Genomic DNA, 23,061 nt, shown 5'->3' with positions numbered 1-23,061 from the left:
GTATTTATGATATATTTTTTATATAATATATAATTTTTTTTGATTAATAAAAAATACATGAATATTTATAAATTCTGATATTTTTAAATTAGTTTTTTTAAATTTTTCATCATGAGTATTGTATTTATGAATATTAATTATAATAGTGCGAGTTTTTTAACAAGTTCTATTAATGCAAAATGTATTGGTGTAAAAACAGAAGGTATTGAAATTGCATTAACTGGTTATTCGAATTCTGGAAAGTCAACTTTAGTAAATTGTTTAACTAATAATAAAAAATTATCTCGATTTAGTAGGTATCCAGGTCGAACAAATATGATTAATTTTTTTGAGGTAAACTCTAATTTACGTTTAGTAGATTTGCCTGGTTATGGATATTCTACAGTATATAATAATAAAAAAAAGAATTATAATTTAATTTTTAATTATATTAAGAATAGAGTATGTTTAAAAGGAATTTTACTGTTAATTGATATTAGGAGGTTGTTAAGAACGGAAGATATTAAATTATTAAATTATGCTCAAAAAAAATATATTAATGTTGTTATTTTATTAACAAAATGTGATAAAGTGAGTTTTTCATATCAAAAAAAACAAATTGATATTTTACAAAAAAAAAATAATTTTATTTGTAAAAATATTAATATTATTTTATTTTCATCTTTGCAATCTATAGGAGTAATACGTGTATTAGATATCATCAATCAATGGTTCAATGAATATATATATTTATAAATATTTATTTTTATAAAAAATATAATAATTTTTATAGAATTAATTTATATTAAATGATATTGATGATTGTATTTTTAATATCATATATGATTTTAATATAATACAAATTATTAAATGTACAAGGACTATATAATGAACAAAAATTTAATGATTCATATGTTTTATTTAAATTCACATCAATTTTAATTTTTGCAAGTTGATATGATAAAAAAGCCATCTTTTTTCCATTTTGTAGTTTATAAATAATATTTTTTTTCCCTTTTATAATTAATGTATTAATTTTATTTAAATTATTATATATTTTTTTAATATTTCCAATATTTTTTATTAAAATGGAAGCTGTTTTTTTTCCAATTCCCACAACTCCTGGAATATTATCTACTGTATCTCCAGTTAAGGATAAGAAATCAATAATTAATTTTGGAACAATACCATATTTTTTTTTTATTGTTTCGACATTTAAAATAGAATTATTAATATGATTTAATACATAAATATTATTATTAATTAATTGCGATAAATCTTTATCACATGTAATAATTAATACAAATTTTCCTTTTTTTTCTGATATTTTCGATAACGTTCCTATTACATCGTCTGCTTCAACTGTAGGTATAATTAATATTGGTATGCCTATATTTATTAGTATATTTTGTATTTTAAATAAAATTAATTTTAATAAATTAGGCATATTTGGTCGATTATTTTTATATTGCTGAAATAATTTATTTCTAAAATTTTTTTTTTTACTATCAAATATAATAATTAATTTTTCTGGTTTGTAGTATTTTAGTATATTTTTTAATGTATATAAAAAACTATATATAACTTGTGTACAAATTAAATGTGCATGTATTTTTTTAATTTTTGAATAATATATCCTATATAGATAAGAATGCCCATCTATTAAAATAACAATTTTTTTTTTATACATAATTATTTAATATAAAAATTTTTTATTGACATAAATATAATTATTTTTTATACCGTTTTAACTCTTGAATTCCATAAAATGGTGAGATTGTATTACCTAATTTTTCTTCAATTCGTATTAATTGATTATATTTTGATAAACGTTCAGAGCGACTCATAGATCCGGTTTTAATTTGTCCTGATTGTGTACCTACGGCTAAATCAGCAATAGTACAATCTTCAGTTTCTCCAGATCGATGCGATATGATTGTAGCATAATTGTATTTTTTAGCCATTTTAATAGTATCTAACGTTTCTGATAACGTACCAATTTGATTTAATTTAATTAGAATAGCATTTGCTATGTTTTTTGTAATGCCTTTTTTTAATTTTGTGGTATTTGTAACAAATAAGTCATCACCGACAATTTGAATTTTTTTTCCTAATAAATCTGTTTGATATGCAAAACCTGTCCAGTCTAATTCACTTTGGCCATCTTCAATAGATGTAATTGGGTATTTTAATGTTAATTCTTTAAGAAAATGACTAAATTCTTTTGAAGTAAATTCTTTATTTTCAGCTTTTAAATGATATTTTTTAGTATTAGGATTATATAATTCAGAAGCAGCACAATCTATAGCTAATGTTACGTCTTTTCCAAATATATATTTTGCGTTTTGTACTGCTTCTTGAATTAAATGAATAGCAGATTCGTTATTTTTTAAATTAGGTGCATATCCTCCTTCATCACCAACAGATGTATTCATATTATTTTTTTTAATTATTTGTCCTAAGCTATGAAAAATTTCACAACCCATTCTAACTGCTTCTTTAATAGAAGTTGCTGTAACAGGTTGTATCATAAATTCTTGTATATCAAGATTATTGTTAGAATGACTACCTCCGTTTAAGATGTTTATCATAGGTAGTGGCATAGAAAAACAATTAGGAGTATTATTTAATTCTGATATATATTGATAAAAAGGTATATTTTTAGATTGTGCTGCTGCTTTTGCTGTAGCCATAGAAACAGATAAAATAGAATTAGCTCCTATGTTTTTTTTATTTTTTGTACCATCTAATTGTAACATGATTTGATCAATATTTTTTTGATCATATGCATTTTTACCTTGTAAAACATTAAATATTAATGTATTTACTATATTTACAGCTTTGGAAACGCCTTTTCCTAAAAATCTTGTCATGTCATGATCTCGTAATTCTAGTGCTTCATCGGAACCAGTAGAAGCTCCAGAAGGACATGAAAATATACCAATAGAATTGTCTGTTAAATGCACTTCTGTTTCAATGGTTGGGTTTCCTCTAGAGTCAATAATTTCTCTAGAAAAAATTTTTTTTATTTTAGACATATTTCTTCCAAATTTTAAGAAAATAATTTTATTTTTATAAATATTAACATAATAGCTATATTATATTTAAAACTATATTATTTTATTTATTCCAATTTTCTTTTAATGTAACTATTTGATGAAATATTATTTTTTTTTTATTATACGTTTTTTTATCTGTAATAAAATATCCAATTCTCTCGAATTGATATCTATATATTTCTAAATTTTTTATTATGTTTTTGTTAATAAAACCAAATTTTTTTATTTTAGATTCAGGGTTAATATGAGATAATAAGTTTTTTTTTGTACTTGGTGTTTTAGTTGTAAATAGATAATTATAAATGCGAAATTCAGCTGGTATTGTATCTTGTATTGATATCCAATGAATTATAGAATATTTTTTATTGTTTTGTACTTTATGAAATGTACAAAATATTTTAGTAATTTTGTTATTATGGTTTTTTTTAATGGAGTGTGCTGTCAATATATAAGAATATTTTAATTTTATTGTTTTTCCTAAAGTTAATCTATAGTATTTTTTTTTAGGTTTTTCTTGAAAGTCTGTTTTTTCAATATATAATATATTTGAAAATATAATATTTTGTGTTCCCAATTGAGAATTTTTTGGATGATTTAAAACATTTATTTTTTCTTGAAATTTATGATACATGTTACATATAACAATTTTTATCGGTTCTAAGATTGACATGGTTCGGTAAGTAGTGATATTCAATTCTTTTCTAATACATGATTCTAATGACGACATTTGGATTAAATTATTTTGTTTAGTAATACCTAATTTATGACAAAAATTTCGTATTGATGAGGCTGTATATCCTCTTTTTCGTAGACCTGCAATTGTTGGTAATCTGGGATCATCCCATTTTTTAATAATATTATTTGTAATTAATATTTTTATTTTTCTTTTTGAAAGTGTACAATATTCTAAATTTAATCTTGAATATTCATATTGTTTAGGATGGTTTATAATAGTAATATTTTTTAATATCCAGTTGTATAATTTTTGGTTATCTTGAAATTCAAGTGTACATAAGGAATGTGTAATATTTTCTATAGCATCAGAGATACAATGTGCAAAATCGTATGTAGGATAAATACACCATTTTTTTTTAGTTTTATTATGTTTAACAAATTTAATTCTATATAAAATTGGATCTCGCATTATAATACAGGGAGATTGCATATTAATTTTAGCTCGAAGACATACTGTTCCTTCTGAAAAATTTCCTAACATCATATTTTTAAATAATAATAAATTTTCTTCAATTGTTTGATTTCTATATGGACTATTTGTACCGGGTTTAGTCAAGGTTCCTCGATAACTACGGATTTCATGTTTTTTTAATTTATCTACGTAAGCTAAATTTTTTTTAATCAGTTCTATAGCATATTTATATATTTTATTAAAATATGTTGAAGAATATTTAGTTTTTTTATTCCATTTAAAACCTAACCATAGTATATCTTTTTTGATTTTTGTAATATATTTATTATGTTGAATATTAGGATTAGTATCATCAAACCTTAAATTACATTTTCCATGATATTGTTGTGCGAGACCAAAATTTATACATAACGATTTTGCATGTCCGATATGCAAATAACCATTTGGATCTGGAGGGAATCTTGTGTGTAAAGTTTTTTTTTTATTTTTTTTAAAAAAGTTTTCAATTATTTTATGTATAAAACTAGTATTTTTGTTTTTTAAGTTTTGCATTTTTACCTTACTTTAATATTAAAATGTTACTATAAAAATATTATTTTTTTAATAATATTATTTATTATATTATGTTTTTTATTATTTAACAATTTGTTGACAAAATCATATGAATTAGTATAATTCAAAATAAGGCTACGTAGCTCAGTTGGTTAGAGCACAGCACTCATAACGCTGGGGTCAGGGGTTCGATTCCCTTCGTAGCTATTATTATACGGGAGTGGCGAAATAGGTAGACGCACCAGATTTAGGATCTGGCACCTTAATTTAGGTTTGCGAGTTCAAATCTCGCCTCCCGTATTTTAGTTTTGGGGTATAGCCAAGTGGTAAGGCACCGGTTTTTGATACCGGCATCCCTGGTTCGAATCCAGGTACCCCAGTTTTTTATAACAATACTAGTGCAAGATTAGTTATGTTATTTCAATACAGTATATTTCGTATTTTTTGTTTTAAAGATAGTTATTTTTTATTTAGAATTATGATAGCTTATATGCAATGTGACAAGCTAAAAAAACAGGTTTCCTTAGCTGCATTGGACTATGTTCCTAATAATTCTATGATTGGATTTGGTTCTGGTTCAACTATTTTATATTTTATTAAAGCATTGTATAAAACAAAAAAAAAAATTTTTGGTGCAGTATCTAGTTCCTATTATACAACTCTTATGTTACATAAATATGGAATACAAGTATTTGAGTTAAGTACAGTTTCTCACCCAATTATTTATGTTGATAGTGCTGATGAAATTAATGATAATTTAGAAATGATTAAAGGTGGAGGCGGTGCATTAACAAATGAAAAGATTATAGCTGCAACATCAGAAAAATTTATTTGTATTATTCATGAATCAAAATTAGTTAAACAGCTTGGTCGTTTTCCTTTACCAATTGAAATTATTCCTATGGCTTATACATATGTTTTAAAAAAAATAATACAATTAGGTGGGAAACCAAAATATCGTGAAGGTTATGTTACTGATCATGGGAATATTATTATTGATGTATATGATCTTAATTTAGGTAACCCATCTGAAATAGAGAATTTAATTAATTCTATTCCCGGTGTAGTAACTGTTGGTTTATTTTCAATAAATACACCTGATATAGTATTGATTGGTACAAAATCTGGAATTAAAATTTTAAAATAGTAGTATAATATTATTAATATAAATTATAATGTATACTTTTCAACTTATTATAAATAATTCTATGAAATATTTTAAATTAAATGTACTTTTTATTTACTGCATCCGAAAGGATTTGAACCTCCGACCTCTCAGTTCGTAGCTGAGTGCTCTATCCAACTGAGCTACGGATGCGATTTTTTTTGTATTCGGTGAGAGAGGGATTCGAACCCTCGATACAATACAATGTATATTCCCTTAGCAGGGGAACGCCTTCAGCCACTCGGCCACCTCACCAATTTGATTCTTTTTATTGTTCATATTTCATAATACTTTTTTTTATAAATTTAGTCAAATTTATTTTTTATATCTAATGTATTATATATATGATATGATAATTATAATAAAAAATCAATATGTTATCTAATATTGTTTATTATTTATAGTATGAATCTTTATACATATAACATTTAATATAATTTAAATAATTTAAAATCATAAAAAAGAGTTTTAGATTGTATTTTTTGATAAATTTCTTCACGATGTATAGAAATTTTTTTTGGGGCGTTAATACCAATTCTGACTTGATTACCTTTAACTCCTAATACTGTGATTGTTATTTCATTACCTATAATAAGTGTTTCTCCAACTCTTCGAGTTAAAATCAGCATGTTTCTAATCCCTGCAAAAATGTATTTTTCTAATCTTAATTATTACTTTTGTAAATTTTTCCATTTATTTTTTATACATTCATATAATATCTATCTTTTTAATCTAATTTGTATATTATATTTTAGATTTAATCCAGTTTTGAATATTTTCTTTTATTTTTATAATATTAACAATATTTTCACTAGTACATTGTGCTAATTCTGATTTACCTCCACCTATACTGTTTGTATTTTCATGAATGATTTGAATAATATTTGTAGCTTTTATGTACATTGTAAGATTTTTAGTAACACCAATAACAAAAATATATTTTTTATGACTTTCATAAAATAAAATAATAATTCCAGGATATATTTTTTTTTTTAATAAATTTATTAATATTTTTATTGATTTAATATTTTTAATATTTACTTCATGCATAATAAAATTAATTGTTTTAATTTTTTTAATTTTTTTTATTAGTTTTTTTTCTTGATATTTAATAATAATTTGATTTAGATAATTATTTTCTTTTTTAATTTTTTCATGATCAGTTATAATTTTTTTTATTTTTGGAATCAATGATGTATAATGAGTTTGTAAGATGTTTTGTATATTTTTTATATTTTTTTCTTGTGTTTGTATTTTTTGTAATGCTTGTAATCCAGTCATTATTTCAATTCGTTTAATTCCAGATGATATGCTTTTATATGAAATAATTTTTACAATACCTATCTCTCCAGTTTGTTGCACATGAGTACCTTTACAAATTTCTTTTGAAATATTATTAATTGATAATATACGTACTTTAGATGGATAAATTTTATTTTCTAAAAATATGTAACCTTCATTTTTTGCTTGTTGAAAATCTATTATTTGATCTTTAATAATTATATTTTTTTGAATATTTTGATTGATCAAATGTTCTATATTGTATATTTCATTTATTTTTATTGTATATGGGTATGAAAAATCAAATCTTAAATACTCTTCATTAATAAAAGAACCTTTTTGCTCAATTGGATATTTTAATATTTCTTTTAGGGCTGTATGTAATAAATGAGTTGTCGTATGGTTATTTTGTATAAGTAATCTTTTTTTTGTGTTTATTTTTGCAAGAACAGTATCATTAATTTTTATTTTTCCAGAAGATAGTGTTCCTATATGTCCTATTGTATTCATAAAATTTTGTGTATCTTGCACATGAAATATATCATTATGACTAATTATTCCAGTATCACCGATTTGTCCACCTGATTCTCCAAAAAATGGTGTTTTATCAAGAATGATTATCCCTGTTTCATTTTTTAATATTTTTATTTTTTCTTGATTATTAATAAATATTTTTTTTACAACGGCAGTAACTTCAAATTTTTTGTAACCGCAAAATTTAGATGTATAGTTTGTATAAATAATATTATTGATTATGTTTTTTTTGTTTTGATTTTTTCTGTTTTTATTTTTATTTAATATAAAATTATCTAATTTTTTTTGGTTAATTTGTATATTATTGTCTATACAGAAATCTTTAGTTAATTCAATTGGAAAACCTAATGTATCATATAAATAAAATATTAGTTCGTGGTTTATATTATTATTTTTTAATTTTTTTATTTTTTTATTTAAAAAATTCAATCCGTTATTTAATGTTGTTTGAAATTGTAATTCTTCGTTTTTTAATATTTGAGTGATATAATTTTTTTCATCTTTTAATTGTTTAGTTTCATTATGATTAGTTTCAATAATAATATTAACTAATTTATATAAAAAGTGATTCTTAATATTTAACTTATGGCCATGACATAATGCTCTACGAATTATTCTTCTTAAGATATACCCCCTTCCTTCATTAGAAGGTATAATTTTTTCTTTAATAATAAAAACAGCAGCTCGAATGTGATCAGCAATTACATGTAAAGATTGAGTATTTTCGGTTATTAAACTATTCGTATCACGAATATAATTTATTATTTTTTTAAAAATATCAGTTTGATAGTTTGATTCTACATTTTGTAACACAGATGCAATTCTTTCTAGACCCATACCAGTATCTACAGATATTGTATTTAAAGGTATTACATTATGTTTATCTACTTTATTGAATTGTATAAAGACAATATTCCAAATTTCTACACATTGTTTTTTATCGTCTAAATTATATATATTATTTTTGTGATTTTTTTTTTTAAAAAATATTTCAGTACAAGGTCCACATGGTCCTGTATCGCCCATTTGCCAAAAATTATCTGATTCATATTGTTTATTTTCTTTGTCATAAACTTTAATAATATTATCTGTTGATAATTTAATTATTTTATTCCATATATTATATGTTTCATAATCTTGGTGGTATACTGTAACAAATAATTTTTCTTTAGGAATATTAAACCATTTTTCATCAGTCAACAATTCCCACGCATATAAAATAGATTCTTTTTTAAAATAAGTTCCAAAACTAAAATTACCTAACATTTCAAAAAAAGTATTATGATAATCACTGTAACCTACTTGATCAAGATCATTATGTTTACCTCCTGTACGTAAGCAACGTTGTGAAGTTGCTACTTTTGAAAATGGATATGTTTTTTTTCCTAAAAAGTAATCCTGAAACTGATTCATTCCTGCATTAGTAAATAATAAATTAGAATTTTTATTTGGAATTAAAGAACCACTACAAATAATTTTATGTTTTTTTTTTTTAAAAAAATTTAAAAACATATTACGAATGTTTTTTGTTGTATATTTCATGTATTTCCTATTGATATAATAAATGTTGTATTTTATTATATTTTAAAATATAAATTTATTTATTATCATTATACAATTTATCGGTTCGGTGAACATTATATTTGAGTTTATAAGTTAAAAATGAATATATTTTTTAAGATATATTTTATATTATTAATTTTTTTATACTAAATAGTTAAATAAGGAGGATTATGTTTTTATATATAAGGAAAATGTCATTATCTGTTTTACCAAATTATATTTTAAAAATAATTTATGAAGATGAACATATATTATTAATTAATAAACCTGCAGGATTAGTTGTACATCCTGGATGTGGAAATTTAAATGGTACTTTAATGGATATTTTATTACATAAAAAAAAATATTTATCAAAAATACCTAGAGCTGGTATAGTACATCGTTTAGATAAAAATACAACTGGTTTAATGATTATAGCTAAAAATAATTTGACTTATAATAAACTAATTACTTTAATAAAAGATAGAAAAATTACTCGTAAATATGATGCATTTGTTATCGGACATATAATATCAGGTGGTACAGTATCTGCACCTATTACTAGAAATACTAAAAAAAGAACGTGTATGATGGTTAATATTTCTGGAAAACCATCAGTAACTCATTATCAAATAGTACAGAGATTTAATTTTTATACACATATACATATTCAGTTAGAAAGTGGTCGTACTCATCAAATTCGTGTTCATATGTTACATATCAAACATCCTATTCTTGGTGATCCTATATATAAAATAAGTAATTATTTTCCTAGAAATATTAATATAAAATTTTTAAAAAAAATTAATTTATTTTCTCGTCAAGCGTTACACGCAAGTCATATTAAATTTTTTCATCCAATTACAAATATTTTAATAGATTGTTATGCTACTTTACCTGAAGATATGGTCGCTATTATGAAATATTTGTAGTTAAATATTTCCAATTCTTAAAAATTCAATTTTCAGAATGTATATTTATAAAAACAATATATACATTTTTTATTAGGATTAAAGTATAGTGTATAGGTATTTATTATTTTGATATTTTTTTATGTAATCTTTTTACAGCTGTTTTTAAAGCACAGTAATATCCTTCTATTCCTAATCCTGAAATAACACCATTTGAAATATCAGATAACCAAGAATGTGATCTAAACTTTTCTCTAGCATAGATGTTAGAAATATGTACTTCTATGAATGGTGTTTGAACAGATAAAAATGCATCTCTTAAAGCTATACTAGTATGTGTTAAGGCTCCCGGATTAATAATGATATAATCATATTTTTTTGATTTTTGAATTTGTTCAATTAAAATATGTTCTGCATTAGATTGAATATGTGTAATGTTTGTATTTTTTTTTTTTGCGATTTGATTAAGTTGTTTTATTATTTGATCTAAATTATTTTTTCCATATATATTTGATTCGCGTGTCCCTAATAAATTTAAATTAGGTCCGTTTAAAATTAATATGTTAAAATCAGTCATTTAATTTATATTATTTTTTCATGATTTATATTTTTAGTATAAATTCATAATAGATAAGTTTTAAATTTTTGTAAAGATTTTAATTATTATTTTTATTACCTAATCTAATATATGCATTTTTTAATTATTAAATTAAATATATTGTATATGTTTATGATACATATTTTTAATATATCTTGATGTTATATTAAAAAAATTTTGCAGTCAAAAATATCATATGACTGCATATTCACATTAAAATAAAGTATTGTATTTATTACATTCGTTCTTTAATTCGAGCAGATTTACCAATTTTATTTCTTAAATAATATAATTTTGCTTTTCGTACTAAGCCTTTTTTTTTAACTATAATATTTTCAATAATATTAGAATACATTTGAAATACACGTTCAGTACCTTCTCCATTCGACAATTTTCGAATAACAAATGAAGATTGTAACTGTCTATTTTTAATTGCAATAACAATACCTTCAAAAGATTGTAAACGTTTTTTAGCTGATTCTATAACCCATACTTTGATTTCTAATGTATCTCCAGGTCGAAATTTAGGTATATTCTTGTTCATTTGTTTTTTTTCAATTTCTTGAATAATTTTTGGTTTCATATGATTTACTCTAAATTATTAATGTAAATTAATTATTTTTTTTAAATTTTTGTATTATTTTTTTTTGTTCGTTAGATAAACAGATTTTTTTAAATAAATCAGGTCTTTTAAATAAGGTATTTTTTAACGCGTGTTTCATTTTCCATTGTGTAATATGTTTGTGGTTACCAGATAGTAGTACTTTGGGGACAAAATTGCCATCTATATTTTTGGGTCTGGTATAATGTGGGTAGTCTAATAATCCATTATAAAATGATTCTTCTTGTATAGAATATTTTTTTAAAACTCCTGGCTGTAATCTTGAAATTGCATCAATGATAATCATGGCAGGTAATTCTCCTCCAGATACTATATAATCTCCAATTGACCATTCTTCATCAATATAATTTTCAATTATTCGTTCATCTATTCCTTCATATCTACCACATATGAGTATTATTCCGACTGTTTTAGCAATATCATTGATTTTTTTTTGGTTTATAGTATTTCCCTGAGGCGATAAATAAATTACAAGAGTATCTTTTGGAGAACAATTTTTTGCTGCTTGAATTGCTGATCGTAATGGTTGCGCAGTCATAACCATCCCTGGTCCACCTCCATATGGATGGTCATCAATTTTATGATTCTTTTTATCTGAAAATTGTCTTAAATTCCAAATGTTAATAGAAATATTTTTTTTATTTAGTGCTTTTCTGATAATTCCGCTATTTATAATACAATGGAACATTTTTGGAAATATCGTAATAATACCAATCCACATTTTTCACCTTAATTAATTTTAATTTATTTCAAGTATATAATTTTAATATAGATTTATTCAATTGGATAGTTTTTGTATTTAAATATACATTTTTAATAAATACATTTTCAATAAATGGAATTAAAATTTCTTTTTGATTAGATTTTTTATTTTTAATTACTAAAATATCATTTGTTTTCGTTCTTATAATATTCTTTACTTCTCCAATATAGATTTTATTTTTATCAAATACTTGACATGTAATGATATCATACCAGTAATATTCTAAATGATTTAGTTTTGGGAGTTTAATTTTTTGAATTGCAATAATATTATTTGTTAAAAATTTAGCTTGATTTCTAGTATGAATATTTTTAAATTGAACTATAATTTTTTTGTTACATATTTTTTGATATTTTAAAAAAAATTGATTCCATGTATTATTATGATATAAAAACCAAGGTTGATACTGTAAAATATTATTTTTTTTTTCTGTATAGGAAAAAATTTTATTCCAACCAAGAATACCATATACAGCACCAACTTTTCCAATAATTAATAAATCTTTCATATTGTATGATATATATTTTTGAATAAAATTTTATATTTTATTTTGTATAGTGAATTTAATTAATTGTTTTATTTTTTTTGTTGGTATAGCGCCATTTTTAATCCAATATTGTATACGTGGGATATTTAAATGCATGTTTTGTATTTTACATGATTTATTTGGATTTAAAAAACCGAGTTGTTCAATAAATTTTCCATCTCGAGGCGATCTGCTATCAGCAACAATAATATTGTAAAATGGTTTTTTTTTAGTACCCTGTAGTGATAATCTAATTTTAATCATACAATCCTCTTAAGTTTAAAAATATAATTTGTTTTTTTTTGTTATACAGTATTAATCATATTTTTTATTTTATTAATATCATGGGAAATATGACATAATAAATTTTATAACATATTTGGTATAATATTTTTTATATTTTGAAATAAGTTTTTTATACCAATATTTTTAATTTTTTTCATAACCTTTTTTAATTCGTTAAATTGTTTTAATAATTTATTTATATCTTGTACAGATGTTCCAGATCCTTGTGCAATACGGTTTTTCCTTGAATTTTTTATAATTTCTGGCTTTAGTCTTTCAATTGGTGTCATGGAATTAATTATTGCGGTAATAGTATTAAGTGTTTTTTCATTTTGTTGTTTTTGTATTTTATTTATTTGTATATTTTGTGTTGGTATACATGATAGTAATGTATTAATTCCACCAATTTTTTTTATTTTTTGGATTTGTTGTTTAAAATCATTTAAATTAAATTTATGTTTTTTATTGATTAATTGGTTTTTTTCTTTTTTTTTTATTTTTTGATCTATATTTTCTATTATGGATAATATATCACCCATACCTAACATTTTTGAAATTATTCTTTCTGGTTGAAATATAGAAAATGATGTGATTTTTTCTCCAGTACTGATAAATTTAATTGGTTGTTTTGTAATATAACTTGCAGATAATGCGGAACCACCTCTAGCATCACTATCAACTTTAGTTAATATTAAACCAGAAATTGTTAATATATCATTAAATTTTTTTGCTATATTAATAGTATCTTGTCCCATCATGGAATCAATAACAAATAATATTTCTGTTGGTTGTGTTATTTTTTGTATATCATATATTTCTTTCATCATTTTTTGATCGGTATGTAATCTTCCAGCAGTATCTAATATTAATACATCATATAATTTTTTTTGTGCTTCTTGTAAAGCAAGAATACTAAGTTTAATAGGATCAGTAATATTAGGTGATTTAAAGCAGTTAATTTGAGCTTGTTTTGATATAATTTGTAATTGTTTGATTGCTGCTGGACGGTATACGTCTGTTGAAGCAACTAAAACATTTTTTTTATATTTTTTAGATATAAAATATCCTAATTTTCCTACTGTACTAGTTTTTCCACAACCTTGTAGTCCAACCATTAAAACTACACTAAGTTTTTTTTTTGATAATGAAATATTAGTATTTTTAGTACTCATAATTGATATTAGTTCTTGTTTTAAAATTTTAACAAACTCTTGTCCTGGTGTGAGATGAAGATTAATATTTTTTCCGATAATTGATATCTTGATTTTATTAATTATTTTTTGAATTACGGATAATGCTACATCAGCTTCTAATAAAGTAATTCGAATTTTTCTAAGAGAATCATTTAATTTTTTTTCTGTAATTCTTCCATATCCAGAAATATCTTTAATAATTGATATAAATTTTTTTGTAAGATTATTAAACATGATATATATCTCAAATGGTTATAATATTTTTTATAAATAACATTGGTATTTGTTATATTATGCATATACTTTAAATTTTTTTATAATTTATAATATATTAAATACAGGATAACAACCTAAAATTTGTATTGAAATATCTTTTTTTTTGAGTATTTTGAGTATTTTTTGAATTCTACTATCTTTAATGTGTGCTTGAATTTCTAGATAAATAATTTCTTTTATGTTGTTTTGATAATCTAAATTGGATTCTAATTGTATAATTGGAATATTTTGAGAATATAATAATAGTATTATTTTAAAAAGTATCATTTCTTTAGTTTTTAAAAGTACTGTTATTTTATTTGATGTTATATCAGATATTAGGATATTATTTTTTGTTAAAATAAAAAATCTAGTATTATTATTTTTAATATTAGAGATTTGTTTTAATATAGGGTGCAATTTATAAAATTTTGCACTATTTTTATTACCAATAGCAGCAGTATTATTATTATTATTTTGTGAAACAATTTGCATTGCTTGAGCTGTGCTATGTGTATATTGAGTATTCCAGTTTGGAAACTTTGTAATAAATATACTACATTGTTTAAATACTTGGTTATGACTGTAAACATGATTAATTTCTTTAAATTTAGTTCCTGGTTTTACAAGTAAGCAATTTTTAATAGGTAAATAACATTCGCCAACAATTGTTAATTTTTTTGAACATAATAAATGATATACTTCATAAATAAAACCAGACGTACTATTCTCGATAGGGACAATTGCGTAATGAGATTGATTATTTTCTATAGAAACAAATATATCTTGAAAATTGTTATATTCTTTTATAATGTAATTTTTATAATATTGTGTGGTAAATTTTGTACTTATAATATATGAATATGAACCATACGGTCCAAGACAGGAAAATATTTTTTTTTTAAAGTTATTTTTTTGATTTAATTGTATTTTTATTTGTTGTTGTATCATAACAGAGTCTTGGATGATTATTTGAAATATTTTTTGGATATATTTTTCTGGTAATTGATATAATTTTCCAATATGTAATAGTTTTTGTAATAATTCGTTTTCTCGGTTTTGATCTTTTATTGGAAAATTGTTAGCTATTTTTTTTTTTGCAATTTTTATTGCTATTTTTCTTCTTTTAGATAATAAATTTAATATTAATTCATCAATTTCATTAATTGTATTACGTAAATTTAACAATATTTTTTTTAATTCCATGAGACTAACACCATATTTTTTAAATGAAGTATATTATATTATTTTAAATTGAATTAAAATTTATTTTTTGTTCCATAAAAATATTTATAGATAATAATTTGCATGTGATATTTTTTAAATTAATAAAAGAAATTATAGCTTATTATTTTAATAAATTTTTATTGTACTTTACATTTTTAAAGATTGTACATAAATTAAGGATATATATGAAAAGTTTTGTAGCAACTGTTAATAATACTCAAAAAACTTGGTATTATGTTGATGCAACAAATAAAATATTAGGTAGATTTGCAGCTAGAATAGCGCATTATTTGAAAGGTAAACATAAAGTTCAATACACTCCTCATGTGGATACTGGAGATTTTATTGTTGTTATTAATGCCGAAAAAATTATTGTTACTGGTAATAAAAAGCTAAATAAAATTTATTATCAACATACTGGATATATTGGTGGTATTAAAAAAATATCTTTTCAAGATTTATTATTACAAAATCCATCAAAGATTCTTAAAATAGCTGTTAAAGGCATGTTACCAAAAGGTCCTTTAGGCCGTGTTATGTTAAAAAAATTAAAAGTATATGCTCATAACTTACATGAACATAATGCGCAAAAACCAACATTATTAAATATTTAACTTTGGAAAATACCAATATGAATCATTATCATAATTATGCTACTGGTCGTCGAAAAAGTTCTTCTGCGCGCATATTTTGTAAATTTGGAATTGGAAATATTATTATTAATCAAAAAGATCTTTTAAAATATTTTCCTATTGAAACTGCACGTATGATTATTTTACAGCCGTTAGAAATAACAAATATGTTAAATAAATTTAATTTCTATATTACCGTAAAAGGTGGAGGAATATCCGGGCAAGCAGGGGCAATTCGACAAGGTATTGCACGTTCTTTAGTTGAATATGATGAAAGTTTTAGGTGTATTCTGAGAAAATCTGGATTTTTAACACGTGATTCTAGACAAGTAGAAAGAAAAAAAGTAGGATTAAGAAAAGCAAGGAAAAAACCACAGTTTTCTAAACGATAATATATTTTTTATGTTATTAAGTTATTATATTATTTCAAATCCGGAATGGATAAATATCCGGATTGTATTCTATATAAAGATTTTAATTAATTGAGTTTATAATTTAAACTTTAATTTTCGTTTATCAGATTTTTAGAATACCGTTTTAGATATTTTAACAAAAAATTACATAATTTTTTTGTTCCTATATTTTGTATTGCTGAAATAAAAAAAACTTTTCTTTTAGTAGAAATTTTATTTTTTATAGAAATAATTTTTTGTATTATATGATTTGTATTACAGTTATCTATTTTATTAAATACTAGCCATATAGGTTTATTATATAAGTTTCTACTGTATTTTTTTAGCTCTGATTCAATAATGTAAATATTATTTATAATAATTTTTGTTTCTTCTAAAATATCAATTAAATGTAATAAAATATGACATCTTTTAATGTGTTGTAGAAATTTTATCCCTAATCCTATTCCGTAAGATGCACCTTGAATTAGTCCAGGAATATCTGCTATAACAAATTTATCCTGATTATTCAATTTAACAGTACCTAAAGTAGGAATTAGTGTAGTAAATGGATATGGTCCAACTTTTGGTTTTGCTTGTGAAATAGATTGTACTAGTGTTGATTTACCTGAATTTGGTAAACCAATAATTCCAACGTCTGCTATTAAGATTAATTCTAATTTAATATGCAATGTTTCACCTGTACCGCCATATGTTTTTTTGTATGGTGTACGGTTAATCGATGAACGGAATCGTGTATTACCAATTCCTTTGCGACCGCCTTTTACGATTAAAATTTTTGAATGTATATATTTTAAATCAGCAATAATTTCATTTGTAATACTGTTAATAATTCTTGTTCCAATAGGAACATATATAGTTTTATCAGACCCTTTTTTTCCAGATTGATTTTTAGATTTTCCAGTATATCCATTTTCAGCAATAATATGTTTATTAAATCTATAATCCACTAATGTATTTAAATTACGATCTGTTTTTATCCAAATATCACCTCCTTTCCCGCCATTACCTCCATCTGGACCACCTTTTGGTTCAAATTTTGCTCTTCTAAAATGTATACATCCATTCCCTCCATTACCGGCAGTAACTTGTATTTCAATTTGATCAATAAATTTCATTTAATACATCTCTTTAATAATAATGTGTAAATTTTTCAGTATAATTATAATCTAATAATTACCCCTTATTTTTTCAATAAAGGAGTAATATAAATGTAAAAATTAATATATAAATATTTTATTAAATTATTATACTTACATATTTTTTATTTTTTAATCCTTTCTGTTCAAACTTAACTCTCCCATGTTTAATTGCAAATATTGTATGATCTTTCCCTAATTTTGTATTATTTCCGGGATGAAATTTTGTTCCTCTTTGTCTAACAATAATTGATCCAGAAAGTACATATTCTCCTCCAAATTTTTTTATACCTAATCTTTTAGAATGTGAATCACGTCCATTTCTAGTAGAACCGCCAGCTTTTTTTTGTGCCATATTTTTCCCTATAAAATATTTTTATGTAGTAATAATATCAATAATTTTTACTTCTGTAAAATGTTGACGATGTCCTTGTTGTTTTTTATAATGTTTTCTTCGTCTAAATTTAATAATTTTTACTTTTTTTTGTCTGCCATGTCGTATAATTTGACTTATAATACTACTATTTTTAATATTAGGTTTACCTATTGTGATATTTTCATTATTAACTATCATTAGAATATTATTTATATGAAGTTGATCACCTGTTTTAAAATTAATTTTATCTAGTTTTATAATTTGTCCTTGATGTGCTTGATATTGTTTGCCTCCATGTAAAAACACTACGTACATAAATACTCCTATTAATAAGTAAGATTATTTCAATTTAAGACATGTAAATTATTTAAAATAGGAATATAATACAGAATAAAGTATTATTAATACAATTTTATTTTTATTTAACATGTATAAATGATTTAATATTATTTCGGTATTATATTGCATTATTTGGACAGTTTTGTTACATCAGTTTGTGATAATACGAATATTAAAATTAATTATAAAAATTTATTATTATATAGAATAATTTATAAATATTATGAGTTAAAATTTAGATATATTTTTTTTTTTCTTTTTCCCATTCGATAGGAGTAAATGTATCGATTGTAATAGCATGAATTTTTTTTGCGATAATATATTCTGTTAATGGTTTGTAAATTAATTTTTGTCTTGCAATATGCTTTAAATTAGTAAAAATTGTTCCGATTGCAATAATATGTATATGATTTTCATCACCTTTTAAATATATTTTTTCTAATTGTACATGTTTTTGAATATGTAATTTAAGATTATTATTATTCATATTTTTTTATTTTAATTGTGTGATATTTTTTATATTTATATCTTTATCTTAACATAAGATCTTGTTTAAAATTATTGATATATTTTTCAATAAAAACTTTATATATTTTATATTAGATAATTTATTTAATTTGTTTTGTATATTTTTATAGTAATTATAATAAAAATATATTAAATGCAATGATATTTTACATATAAGGAAAGTGTATTATGAATAAAATTCCAATGACTATTAAAGGTTATGAGAAACTACATATAGAACTAAAAAAATTAAAGAATGTTGTTAGACCAAAAATTATTTCTGCAATTTCTGAATCAAGGAAACATGGTGATCTTAAAGAGAATGCAGAATATCATGCAGCTAGAGAGGAACAAGCATTTTGTGAAAAACGTATTAAAGATATTGAATCAAAATTATATCATGCACAAATTATTGATATTAAAAATATTTCGTTTAATGGTAAAGTTGTTTTTGGATCTACTGTCAGTGTATTAAATTTAAATTCAAAAAAAGAGTTTATCTTTTGTATTGTGGGTGATGATGAATCGAATTTTAAAGATGGTTTAATATCAATTAATTCACCTATTGCGAGAAGTTTAATTGGTAAGAAAATTTTAGATATTGTAGCAGTTGATACACCTTCCGGGACTATTAAATATAAAATATTAAATGTACAATATATTTAAAAATATTATTTATTTTAAAATACATATTTTTATATTTTCTATAAGCACCTTATACAATATTTTCAAAAAAATATTTAATTGAAATGTTATAATTAAAAAATATTATATTTATTGAAAATAGAATAAATAAATAATTTTATAAACTGATTTACATGAAAAAAAAATACTCTTCTAGTTCAAAACGGTGGTTAAAACGAAATTTTAAGGATCGTTTTGTACAATGCGCTCGTCAAAATAATTTACGTTCTCGTGCATGGTTTAAATTACATGATATACATATTAAATATTGTTTGTTTGTACGTGGTATGAATGTTATTGATTTAGGATCTGCGCCTGGTAGTTGGTCAAAATACGCTATTAAAATACTTGGTAAATGTGGACATGTTATATCTTGTGATATTAATAATATGAATCCAATTCCTGGAGTATATTTTTTCCAAGGCAATCTTATGCAGGAAAAAATATTTAATCAAATACTTAACCATACTATAACTAAACAAATTAGTTTAGTAATGTCCGACATGTCTCCAAATATTACTGGTATATCTTCTATAGATATACCCCGATCTCTTAATTTATCTGAATTGGCAATGAAAATTGCTGTTGCAACGTTATGTAAACGAGGAACTTTTTTAGTAAAAGTATTTCAGGGATTAGGTTTTGGAGATTTTTTAAATAAATTAGGCTGTTTTTTTACTACGATAAAAATTTGTAAACCTAATGCTTCACGTAATCATTCTCGTGAAGTTTTTATCTTAGCACGAGATTTTAAAAAATAATATATATTTTAATTTGTTTAAAAATAATTGTACTTGCAATGAGGTTAATGTTTTGCGTGATATAGTCAAAAATTCATTGTTTTGGTTAGTAATATTTGTTTGTTGTATTTTTGCATTAATTGGTTTAAATATTAATAGTAAAAAGATACATAATACTGATTATACTACTTTTTTATCTATCATAGAAAAAAATGAAATTAAAAAAGTACGAATTAATGGAAATTATATTAATTTTATTAAAAAAGACAATAGTAAATATACAACATATATTCCTATGCATGATACAAAGTTATTAAATAGGCTTTTATCAAAGCATATTATTATATCCGGAATTCCTCCGAAACAGAAAAGTATTTTATTTTCAATTTTTATCTCTTGGTTTCCTACATTATTATTAATTGGTGTTTGGTTTTATTTTATGAGGCAAGTTAAAAATAATGTTGGTAAAGGTATAAATTCTTTTGGAAAAAGTAAAACACGTATTTTTTTTGATAAAAAAATTAAGATTAGTTTTGCAGACGTTGCAGGATGTGATGAAGCAAAAGAAGAAGTACGTGAATTAGTCGAGTATTTAAAAGAACCAAAAAAATTTCAAAAGTTAGGTGGAAAAATTCCAAAAGGTATATTAATGATTGGTCCTCCTGGAACTGGTAAGACATTACTTGCAAAAGCTATTGCGGGAGAAGCAAAAGTATCATTTTTAACATTATCTGGTTCAGATTTTGTTGAAATGTTTGTTGGAGTTGGTGCATCTCGTGTACGTGATGTTTTTAATCATGCACGAAAAATTGCTCCTTGTATAATTTTTATTGATGAAATCGATGCTGTAGGACGACAAAGGGGTAGTGCATTTGGTGGAGGAAATGATGAAAGAGAACAAACATTAAATCAAATGTTAGTTGAAATGGATGGTTTTGAAGGGAATGAAGGTATTATTTTAATTGCTGCAACTAATCGACCAGATGTTTTAGATTCAGCATTGCTAAGACCTGGCCGTTTTGATAGACAAGTTGTAGTTTCATTACCTGATATTTTAGGTAGAGAAAAAATTTTACAAGTACATATGAAAAATATTCCGTTATCTACTGATGTTGATACTATGGTTATTGCGCGTGGTACTCCTGGTTTTTCTGGAGCTGATTTATCAAATTTAGTTAATGAATCTGCATTGTGTGCTGCTCGTTTTAATCAAAAAGTTGTGTCAATGTCAGATTTTGAACAAGCGAAAGATAAAATATTGATTGGTTCTGAAAGACGTTCTATGGTTATGACAGAATTACAACGAGAATTTACAGCATATCATGAATCAGGTCATGTTATTATTGGTAGGCTGGTACCTGAACATGATCCAGCTCATAAAGTTACTATTGTACCACGTGGTCGTGCTTTAGGTGTAACATTTTTTTTACCTGAATCTGATGTTATTAACTTGAGTAGAGAAAAAATAGAAAGTCAAATATCGACGTTGTATGGTGGTCGTTTAGCTGAAGAAATAATTTATGGAACACAGAAAGTTTCGACTGGATCAGTGAATGATATTAAAGTAGCTACTAATTTGGCTAGAAATATGGTGACAAAATGGGGTTTTTCAGAAAAATTAGGTCCATTATTGTATACTAATGAAGATACTGATGTTATTTTTAATAATACGTTTTCTCACACTAAATATATATCTGATATTACAGCTAGTATTATTGACCAAGAAATTAAATTATTAATTGAAAAAAATTATAATCGGGCAAAAAAAATTTTAAAAGACAATTTAGATATTTTACATGCTATGAAAGATGCATTAATGAAATATGAAACAATAGATGCTATGCAAATTGATGATTTGATGAATCGTAAAACAGTGCGTCATCCTATAAATTGGGAAAACGATGCTGATAAAAATTTTTAGTTTTTTATGTATTTTTTATAACATATGGTACAAATTTTTATTTAATATGTTAATCATATATTCAAATATTTATATAATATTTGATTATTAGTTATAAAGTTATTAAATTGATAAATACCTACTATTATTTGAAATTTGAGTAATAGTAGGTAAATATTTTACATACTATTTTAATATTATTTTTATTTTATCATTTTTTTGTACTTAGGATAAGTAAACTGTATGTATAAGTTAATTTTTTTTGTTTTTATTATTGTTTGTTTTATTTTAATAACCTTAATTATGTTAAATCCTGCAAATTATAATGATTTATATAATTTTAGTAGATATAATAATAAATTTAGTATATTAAATTTTATTTGTCGTGATTCTATTTTAAATACAATAACTAAAATTTTTATTATATTGTTTTTTATATTTAGTATAATTATCTGTATTTTGGATGTGTAATAATATATAGTAATTAAAAAAATATTAAATGATATAGATTGTATAGTGTAAATGAAAATCTAATATTACATTTTTGCCGGGATGGTGAAATTGGTAGACACGCTATCTTGAGGGGATAGTGCTTTTATAGCATGTGGGTTCAAATCCCACTCTCGGTATAATTTAAGATTTATAAAAATATTTGAATAATATTTTTAAAATATGTATTGAAATTATTTTAT

At 23.0% G+C, this 23,061-nt stretch carries 25 protein-coding genes and 6 tRNA genes; 13 read left to right on the top strand and 18 right to left on the bottom strand.

Going from position 1 to position 23,061, the window contains the following annotated elements:
- Positions 1-126 precede the first annotated feature (126 nt).
- A complete protein-coding gene (yihA, locus tag AB4W50_RS01475; protein ID WP_367677008.1) occupies positions 127-735 on the top strand; it encodes a ribosome biogenesis GTP-binding protein YihA/YsxC in 609 nt (202 codons plus the stop codon).
- A gap of 49 nt (positions 736-784) precedes the next feature.
- Here the strand turns inward: yihA and AB4W50_RS01470 are convergent, their stop codons facing one another.
- The 3 genes from AB4W50_RS01470 to glnS form a co-directional block, all read right to left on the bottom strand.
- Positions 785-1,669: a 5'-3' exonuclease H3TH domain-containing protein gene (locus AB4W50_RS01470; protein WP_367677007.1), complete on the bottom strand. Its 885-nt coding sequence runs from the start codon at positions 1,667-1,669 to the stop codon at positions 785-787.
- A gap of 40 nt (positions 1,670-1,709) precedes the next feature.
- Positions 1,710-3,017 (bottom strand): phosphopyruvate hydratase, encoded by a 1,308-nt coding sequence (gene eno / locus AB4W50_RS01465; RefSeq protein ID WP_367677006.1) that lies wholly within the window; start codon positions 3,015-3,017, stop codon positions 1,710-1,712.
- Between the two features lie 82 nt (positions 3,018-3,099).
- Positions 3,100-4,737 carry a glutamine--tRNA ligase gene (glnS, locus tag AB4W50_RS01460; protein ID WP_367677005.1) on the bottom strand — a complete coding sequence of 546 codons (1,638 nt, stop codon included), beginning with the start codon at positions 4,735-4,737 and terminating at the stop codon, positions 3,100-3,102.
- 133 nt (positions 4,738-4,870) lie between these two features.
- Here glnS and AB4W50_RS01455 point away from each other — a divergent pair.
- The 4 genes from AB4W50_RS01455 (at position 4,871) to rpiA (ending at position 5,884) form a co-directional block, all read left to right on the top strand.
- A tRNA-Met gene (locus tag AB4W50_RS01455) sits at positions 4,871-4,944 on the top strand.
- A 7-nt stretch (positions 4,945-4,951) separates the two neighbouring features.
- Positions 4,952-5,037, top strand: a tRNA-Leu gene (locus tag AB4W50_RS01450).
- A gap of 9 nt (positions 5,038-5,046) precedes the next feature.
- A tRNA-Gln gene (locus AB4W50_RS01445) sits at positions 5,047-5,117 on the top strand.
- A 110-nt stretch (positions 5,118-5,227) separates the two neighbouring features.
- Positions 5,228-5,884 (top strand): ribose-5-phosphate isomerase RpiA, encoded by a 657-nt coding sequence (gene rpiA, locus AB4W50_RS01440; protein ID WP_367677004.1) that lies wholly within the window; start codon positions 5,228-5,230, stop codon positions 5,882-5,884.
- Between the two features lie 97 nt (positions 5,885-5,981).
- On the opposite strand, the gene AB4W50_RS01435 is transcribed toward rpiA, so the two are convergent.
- From AB4W50_RS01435 to alaS, 4 genes are all read right to left on the bottom strand, one after another.
- Positions 5,982-6,055, bottom strand: a tRNA-Arg gene (locus AB4W50_RS01435).
- 15 nt (positions 6,056-6,070) lie between these two features.
- Positions 6,071-6,157, bottom strand: a tRNA-Ser gene (locus tag AB4W50_RS01430).
- Positions 6,158-6,330: 173 nt separating this feature from the next.
- Entirely contained in the window at positions 6,331-6,531 is a 201-nt protein-coding gene (gene csrA / locus AB4W50_RS01425) for a carbon storage regulator CsrA (RefSeq protein ID WP_367677003.1), read from the bottom strand.
- A gap of 115 nt (positions 6,532-6,646) precedes the next feature.
- A complete protein-coding gene (gene alaS, locus AB4W50_RS01420; protein WP_367677002.1) occupies positions 6,647-9,259 on the bottom strand; it encodes an alanine--tRNA ligase in 2,613 nt (870 codons plus the stop codon).
- A gap of 191 nt (positions 9,260-9,450) precedes the next feature.
- Here alaS and AB4W50_RS01415 point away from each other — a divergent pair, with 191 nt between their 5' ends.
- Positions 9,451-10,191: an RluA family pseudouridine synthase gene (locus AB4W50_RS01415; protein ID WP_367677001.1), complete on the top strand. Its 741-nt coding sequence runs from the start codon at positions 9,451-9,453 to the stop codon at positions 10,189-10,191.
- Positions 10,192-10,294: 103 nt separating this feature from the next.
- Here the strand turns inward: AB4W50_RS01415 and aroQ are convergent, their stop codons facing one another.
- The 7 genes from aroQ to AB4W50_RS01380 form a co-directional block, all read right to left on the bottom strand.
- Complete coding sequence (aroQ, locus tag AB4W50_RS01410; RefSeq protein ID WP_367677000.1) at positions 10,295-10,747, bottom strand: type II 3-dehydroquinate dehydratase; 453 nt, start codon at positions 10,745-10,747, stop codon at positions 10,295-10,297.
- A 256-nt stretch (positions 10,748-11,003) separates the two neighbouring features.
- The gene (gene rplS, locus AB4W50_RS01405) at positions 11,004-11,351 is read right to left on the bottom strand and encodes a 50S ribosomal protein L19 (protein WP_367676999.1); all 348 of its coding nucleotides are present in this window, start codon (positions 11,349-11,351) and stop codon (positions 11,004-11,006) included.
- A 28-nt stretch (positions 11,352-11,379) separates the two neighbouring features.
- On the bottom strand, positions 11,380-12,111 hold the full coding sequence (trmD, locus tag AB4W50_RS01400; protein ID WP_367676998.1) for a tRNA (guanosine(37)-N1)-methyltransferase TrmD: 732 nt from the start codon (positions 12,109-12,111) through the stop codon (positions 11,380-11,382).
- 28 nt (positions 12,112-12,139) lie between these two features.
- Entirely contained in the window at positions 12,140-12,661 is a 522-nt protein-coding gene (rimM, locus tag AB4W50_RS01395; RefSeq protein WP_367676997.1) for a ribosome maturation factor RimM, read from the bottom strand.
- Between the two features lie 30 nt (positions 12,662-12,691).
- Entirely contained in the window at positions 12,692-12,943 is a 252-nt protein-coding gene (rpsP, locus tag AB4W50_RS01390; RefSeq protein WP_367676996.1) for a 30S ribosomal protein S16, read from the bottom strand.
- A gap of 104 nt (positions 12,944-13,047) precedes the next feature.
- Entirely contained in the window at positions 13,048-14,391 is a 1,344-nt protein-coding gene (gene ffh / locus AB4W50_RS01385) for a signal recognition particle protein (RefSeq protein WP_367676995.1), read from the bottom strand.
- An 87-nt stretch (positions 14,392-14,478) separates the two neighbouring features.
- Positions 14,479-15,618, bottom strand: coding sequence for a chorismate mutase (locus AB4W50_RS01380; protein WP_367676994.1), 1,140 nt, complete (start codon positions 15,616-15,618; stop codon positions 14,479-14,481).
- Positions 15,619-15,824: 206 nt separating this feature from the next.
- Here AB4W50_RS01380 and rplM point away from each other — a divergent pair, with 206 nt between their 5' ends.
- Both rplM and rpsI read left to right on the top strand, forming a co-directional pair.
- On the top strand, positions 15,825-16,253 hold the full coding sequence (gene rplM / locus AB4W50_RS01375) for a 50S ribosomal protein L13 (RefSeq protein WP_367676993.1): 429 nt from the start codon (positions 15,825-15,827) through the stop codon (positions 16,251-16,253).
- A gap of 17 nt (positions 16,254-16,270) precedes the next feature.
- Positions 16,271-16,663 (top strand): 30S ribosomal protein S9, encoded by a 393-nt coding sequence (rpsI, locus tag AB4W50_RS01370; protein ID WP_367676992.1) that lies wholly within the window; start codon positions 16,271-16,273, stop codon positions 16,661-16,663.
- 110 nt (positions 16,664-16,773) lie between these two features.
- Here the strand turns inward: rpsI and obgE are convergent, their stop codons facing one another.
- The 4 genes from obgE to AB4W50_RS01350 all read right to left on the bottom strand — a co-directional run bounded on the left by obgE (position 16,774) and on the right by AB4W50_RS01350 (position 19,025).
- A complete protein-coding gene (gene obgE / locus AB4W50_RS01365; RefSeq protein WP_367676991.1) occupies positions 16,774-17,802 on the bottom strand; it encodes a GTPase ObgE in 1,029 nt (342 codons plus the stop codon).
- Positions 17,803-17,923: 121 nt separating this feature from the next.
- Positions 17,924-18,178 carry a 50S ribosomal protein L27 gene (gene rpmA, locus AB4W50_RS01360; protein ID WP_367676990.1) on the bottom strand — a complete coding sequence of 85 codons (255 nt, stop codon included), beginning with the start codon at positions 18,176-18,178 and terminating at the stop codon, positions 17,924-17,926.
- 21 nt (positions 18,179-18,199) lie between these two features.
- Positions 18,200-18,514 carry a 50S ribosomal protein L21 gene (gene rplU / locus AB4W50_RS01355; RefSeq protein ID WP_367676989.1) on the bottom strand — a complete coding sequence of 105 codons (315 nt, stop codon included), beginning with the start codon at positions 18,512-18,514 and terminating at the stop codon, positions 18,200-18,202.
- A 259-nt stretch (positions 18,515-18,773) separates the two neighbouring features.
- The gene (locus AB4W50_RS01350) at positions 18,774-19,025 is read right to left on the bottom strand and encodes a BolA/IbaG family iron-sulfur metabolism protein (protein WP_367676988.1); all 252 of its coding nucleotides are present in this window, start codon (positions 19,023-19,025) and stop codon (positions 18,774-18,776) included.
- A 209-nt stretch (positions 19,026-19,234) separates the two neighbouring features.
- On the opposite strand from AB4W50_RS01350, the gene greA reads away from it, so the two are divergent.
- The 5 genes from greA (at position 19,235) to AB4W50_RS01325 (ending at position 22,998) form a co-directional block, all read left to right on the top strand.
- On the top strand, positions 19,235-19,711 hold the full coding sequence (gene greA, locus AB4W50_RS01345) for a transcription elongation factor GreA (RefSeq protein ID WP_367676987.1): 477 nt from the start codon (positions 19,235-19,237) through the stop codon (positions 19,709-19,711).
- A gap of 152 nt (positions 19,712-19,863) precedes the next feature.
- The gene (locus AB4W50_RS01340; RefSeq protein WP_367676986.1) at positions 19,864-20,490 is read left to right on the top strand and encodes an RlmE family RNA methyltransferase; all 627 of its coding nucleotides are present in this window, start codon (positions 19,864-19,866) and stop codon (positions 20,488-20,490) included.
- Between the two features lie 52 nt (positions 20,491-20,542).
- The gene (gene ftsH, locus AB4W50_RS01335) at positions 20,543-22,390 is read left to right on the top strand and encodes an ATP-dependent zinc metalloprotease FtsH (RefSeq protein WP_367676985.1); all 1,848 of its coding nucleotides are present in this window, start codon (positions 20,543-20,545) and stop codon (positions 22,388-22,390) included.
- A gap of 222 nt (positions 22,391-22,612) precedes the next feature.
- On the top strand, positions 22,613-22,840 hold the full coding sequence (gene secG / locus AB4W50_RS01330; RefSeq protein WP_367676984.1) for a preprotein translocase subunit SecG: 228 nt from the start codon (positions 22,613-22,615) through the stop codon (positions 22,838-22,840).
- A gap of 75 nt (positions 22,841-22,915) precedes the next feature.
- Positions 22,916-22,998 (top strand) — tRNA-Leu (locus AB4W50_RS01325).
- Positions 22,999-23,061: the final 63 nt, after the last annotated feature.

Origin of the sequence: Buchnera aphidicola (Takecallis arundicolens) (genome assembly GCF_964058945.1) — a bacterium.
Classification (GTDB): Bacteria; Pseudomonadota; Gammaproteobacteria; order Enterobacterales; family Enterobacteriaceae; genus Buchnera_L; species Buchnera_L aphidicola_AH.
Note: the sequence above shows the minus strand (reverse complement) of the source record. Positions and strands in the feature narration are given on the sequence as shown.

Bases quoted from the DNA above. Each gene is read 5' to 3' on its own strand.
- rpiA (WP_367677004.1), top strand. From the start codon at position 5,228: ATGCAATGTGACAAGCTAAAAAAACAGGTTTCCTTAGCTGCATTGGAC.
- rpsP (WP_367676996.1), bottom strand. From the start codon at position 12,943: ATGATTAAAATTAGATTATCACTACAGGGTACTAAAAAAAAACCATTT.
- greA (WP_367676987.1), top strand. From the start codon at position 19,235: ATGAATAAAATTCCAATGACTATTAAAGGTTATGAGAAACTACATATA.
- aroQ (WP_367677000.1), bottom strand. From the start codon at position 10,747: ATGACTGATTTTAACATATTAATTTTAAACGGACCTAATTTAAATTTA.
- AB4W50_RS01340 (WP_367676986.1), top strand. From the start codon at position 19,864: ATGAAAAAAAAATACTCTTCTAGTTCAAAACGGTGGTTAAAACGAAAT.
- rplM (WP_367676993.1), top strand. From the start codon at position 15,825: ATGAAAAGTTTTGTAGCAACTGTTAATAATACTCAAAAAACTTGGTAT.
- yihA (WP_367677008.1), top strand. From the start codon at position 127: ATGAATATTAATTATAATAGTGCGAGTTTTTTAACAAGTTCTATTAAT.
- AB4W50_RS01380 (WP_367676994.1), bottom strand. From the start codon at position 15,618: ATGGAATTAAAAAAAATATTGTTAAATTTACGTAATACAATTAATGAA.
- glnS (WP_367677005.1), bottom strand. From the start codon at position 4,737: ATGCAAAACTTAAAAAACAAAAATACTAGTTTTATACATAAAATAATT.
- csrA (WP_367677003.1), bottom strand. From the start codon at position 6,531: ATGCTGATTTTAACTCGAAGAGTTGGAGAAACACTTATTATAGGTAAT.
- rplU (WP_367676989.1), bottom strand. From the start codon at position 18,514: ATGTACGTAGTGTTTTTACATGGAGGCAAACAATATCAAGCACATCAA.
- eno (WP_367677006.1), bottom strand. From the start codon at position 3,017: ATGTCTAAAATAAAAAAAATTTTTTCTAGAGAAATTATTGACTCTAGA.
- AB4W50_RS01415 (WP_367677001.1), top strand. From the start codon at position 9,451: ATGTTTTTATATATAAGGAAAATGTCATTATCTGTTTTACCAAATTAT.
- obgE (WP_367676991.1), bottom strand. From the start codon at position 17,802: ATGAAATTTATTGATCAAATTGAAATACAAGTTACTGCCGGTAATGGA.
- alaS (WP_367677002.1), bottom strand. From the start codon at position 9,259: ATGAAATATACAACAAAAAACATTCGTAATATGTTTTTAAATTTTTTT.
- rplS (WP_367676999.1), bottom strand. From the start codon at position 11,351: ATGAAACCAAAAATTATTCAAGAAATTGAAAAAAAACAAATGAACAAG.
- rpmA (WP_367676990.1), bottom strand. From the start codon at position 18,178: ATGGCACAAAAAAAAGCTGGCGGTTCTACTAGAAATGGACGTGATTCA.
- AB4W50_RS01470 (WP_367677007.1), bottom strand. From the start codon at position 1,669: ATGTATAAAAAAAAAATTGTTATTTTAATAGATGGGCATTCTTATCTA.
- rpsI (WP_367676992.1), top strand. From the start codon at position 16,271: ATGAATCATTATCATAATTATGCTACTGGTCGTCGAAAAAGTTCTTCT.
- rimM (WP_367676997.1), bottom strand. From the start codon at position 12,661: ATGAAAGATTTATTAATTATTGGAAAAGTTGGTGCTGTATATGGTATT.
- secG (WP_367676984.1), top strand. From the start codon at position 22,613: ATGTATAAGTTAATTTTTTTTGTTTTTATTATTGTTTGTTTTATTTTA.
- AB4W50_RS01350 (WP_367676988.1), bottom strand. From the start codon at position 19,025: ATGAATAATAATAATCTTAAATTACATATTCAAAAACATGTACAATTA.
- ffh (WP_367676995.1), bottom strand. From the start codon at position 14,391: ATGTTTAATAATCTTACAAAAAAATTTATATCAATTATTAAAGATATT.
- trmD (WP_367676998.1), bottom strand. From the start codon at position 12,111: ATGTGGATTGGTATTATTACGATATTTCCAAAAATGTTCCATTGTATT.